Genomic DNA, 2,991 nt, shown 5'->3' on the forward strand with positions numbered 1-2,991 from the left:
TGCTCAGTGTAGAGAGATGAAATGCAGTTCAGAAACACTGAAGATTGCAGAGAAACTGGAGTAGTAAATAAAAATGAGGTCAAGCCCTCGGTCTGTTAGTGTGTCTCGGCTACATCCATCGCTGGACTTCGACCTAACACCTATAAACGGGTGTTCTGCCCGTGACCTTACCCACAAAAAGTGGTGAGAGCAATCATCTTGAGGTGGGCTTCCCACTTAGATGCTTTCAGCGGTTATCCACTCCGCACATAGCTACCCTGCGTTTACCGTTGGCACGATAACAGGTACACCAGCGGTGCGTCCTTCCCGGTCCTCTCGTACTAGGGAAGGCTCCTCTCAATGCTCTTGCGCCTGCACCGGATATGGACCGAACTGTCTCACGACGTTCTGAACCCAGCTCACGTACCGCTTTAATGGGCGAACAGCCCAACCCTTGGGACGTACTTCCGCCCCAGGTTGCGATGAGCCGACATCGAGGTGCCAAACCTCCCCGTCGATGTGAACTCTTGGGGGAGATCAGCCTGTTATCCCTAGAGTAACTTTTATCCGTTGAGCGACGGCCTTTCCACACAGTACCGTCGGATCACTAAGGCCGTGTTTCCACCCTGTTCGACTTGTAGGTCTCACAGTCAAGCTCCCTTATGCCTTTACACTCTGCGAATGATTTCCAACCATTCTGAGGGAACCTTTGCGCGCCTCCGTTACCTTTTAGGAGGCGACCGCCCCAGTCAAACTGCCCCCCTGAAACTGTCTTCAACCCGGATTCACGGGTTAGAGTTAGAATTCTAGCTCTACTAGAGTGGTATCTCACCGATGGCTCCATCATCCCCACAAGGATGACTTCAAAGCCTCCCACCTATACTGCGCAAGCAAAGCCCGAACCCAATTCCAGGATACAGTAAAGCTTCATAGGGTCTTTCTGTCCAGGTGCAGGTAGTCCGTATCTTCACAGACAATTCTATTTCGCCGAGTCTCTCTCCGAGACAGTGCCCAGATCGTTACGCCTTTCGTGCGGGTCGGAACTTACCCGACAAGGAATTTCGCTACCTTAGGACCGTTATAGTTACGGCCGCCGTTCACCGGGGCTTCAGTCATCAGCTTTAGCTTGCGCCTGACCGACTTCCTTAACCTTCCGGCACTGGGCAGGCGTCAGCCCCCATACTTCCTCTTACGAGTTGGCGGAGACCTGTGTTTTTGGTAAACAGTCGCCTGGGCCTCTTCACTGCGGCTTACTTGCGTAAGCACTCCTTCTCCCGAAGTTACGGAGCCATTTTGCCGAGTTCCTTAGAGAGAGTTATCTCGCGCCCCTGAGTTTTCTCAACCTCCCTACCTGTGTCGGTTTCGGGTACAGGCGTTGGTAAATTAACGGTTTTAGGGCTTTTCTTGGAAGCTTGATGCTCTCTACTTCCCCTTCGTAAAGGGTCGGACTCCCGCCTTAGCTCAGTCTGTTTTCGCCAGACCTCAACACCTCGTACGGTTGCACCGGTAACCATCATCCGGCTAGCACACACCTTCTCCGTTCCCCTGACCAATTTACCCACGGTACGGGACTATTCGCCCGTTGTCCATCGACTACGCTCTTCAGCCTCGCCTTAGGCCCTGACTCACCCTCCGCGGACGAGCCGTGCGGAGGAACCCTTAGGGTTTCGGGGTGTAGGATTCTCACCTACATTTTCGCTACTCAAGCCGACATTCTCACTTCTGGTTCGTCCACACCTGCTTCCGCTAGTGCTTCTCCCTACGCCAGAACGCTCCCCTACCAATACAATAAATCATATTCCACAGCTTCGGTACACCACTTAGCCCCGTTCATTTTCGGCGCAGGAACGCTTGACCAGTGAGCTATTACGCACTCTTTTAAGGTTGGCTGCTTCTAGGCAAACCTCCTGGTTGTCACGGCATTCCCACCTCCTTTCTCACTTAGTGGTGATTTGGGGACCTTAGCTGGTGGTCTGGGCTGTTTCCCTCTTGACGATGGAGCTTATCCCCCACCGTCTGACTGGTTGCTCTTCCTCTGGGTATTCAGAGTTTGTCTCGATTTGGTACCGCTCTCGCAGCCCGCACCGAAACAGTGCTTTACCCCCCAGATTTTTCCGCAACCGCTGTGCCTCAACACATTTCGGGGAGAACCAGCTAGCTCCGGGTTCGATTGGCATTTCACCCCTAACCACACCTCATCCGCCGATTTTTCAACATCGGTCGGTTCGGACCTTCAATTGGTTTTACCCAAGCTTCATCCTGGACATGGTTAGATCACCCGGGTTCGGGTCTAAAAACAATGACGACTTCGCCCTCTTCAGACTCGCTTTCGCTTGGGCTGCGACATTTTCTGTCTTAACCTGCCATTGCCTTTAACTCGCCGGCTCATGCTTCAACAGGCACGCGGTCATCCGTTAAATCGGACTCCCACTGCTTGTAAGCTGACGGTTTCAGGTTCTATTTCACTCCCCTTCCGGGGTTCTTTTCACCTTTCCCTCACGGTACTGTTTCTCTATCGGTCACACAGGAGTATTTAGCCTTACCTCGTGGTCGAGGCGGATTCACACGGACTTTCACGGGCTCCGTGCTACTCGGGATTCAGCTAGGCTCTTTGAGTTTTCGACTACAGGACTTTCACCTTCTCTGGTGCAGGTTTCATCTGCTTTGTCTAACTCTCTAAGTCCAGTGTCGCTGTCCCACTACCCCAATCGGTAAACCGACTGGTTTAGGCTGTTTCCCTTTCGCTCACCACTACTCGGGAAATCGCTTTTGCTTTCTTTTCCTCGGGCTACTAAGATGTTTCAGTTCGCCCGGTTCGCTCATGCCCACCTATTTGATTCAGTGGGCTGTTTTTGGGTTGCCCCATTCGGACACCTCCGGCTCGTCGCTCGCTTCCAGCTCCCCGGAGTTTATCGTCGGTCGCCACGTCCTTCTTCGCCTCTGTGTGCCAAGGTTTCCACCGTCAGCCCTTTCTATCTTGACCACTTTCTCTTTTTTCGAGAATTTCTGTTC

Annotated in this window: 1 rRNA gene; it reads right to left on the minus strand. The window is 52.8% G+C overall.

Going from position 1 to position 2,991, the window contains the following annotated elements:
* Positions 1–75: 75 nt before the first annotated feature.
* Positions 76–2,962: ribosomal RNA gene (locus tag PL9631_RS27255) — 23S ribosomal RNA — on the minus strand.
* Positions 2,963–2,991 lie beyond the last annotated feature (29 nt).

It is taken from the genome of Planktothrix paucivesiculata PCC 9631 (assembly GCF_900009265.2).
Taxonomy (GTDB): Bacteria; Cyanobacteriota; Cyanobacteriia; order Cyanobacteriales; family Microcoleaceae; genus Planktothrix; species Planktothrix paucivesiculata.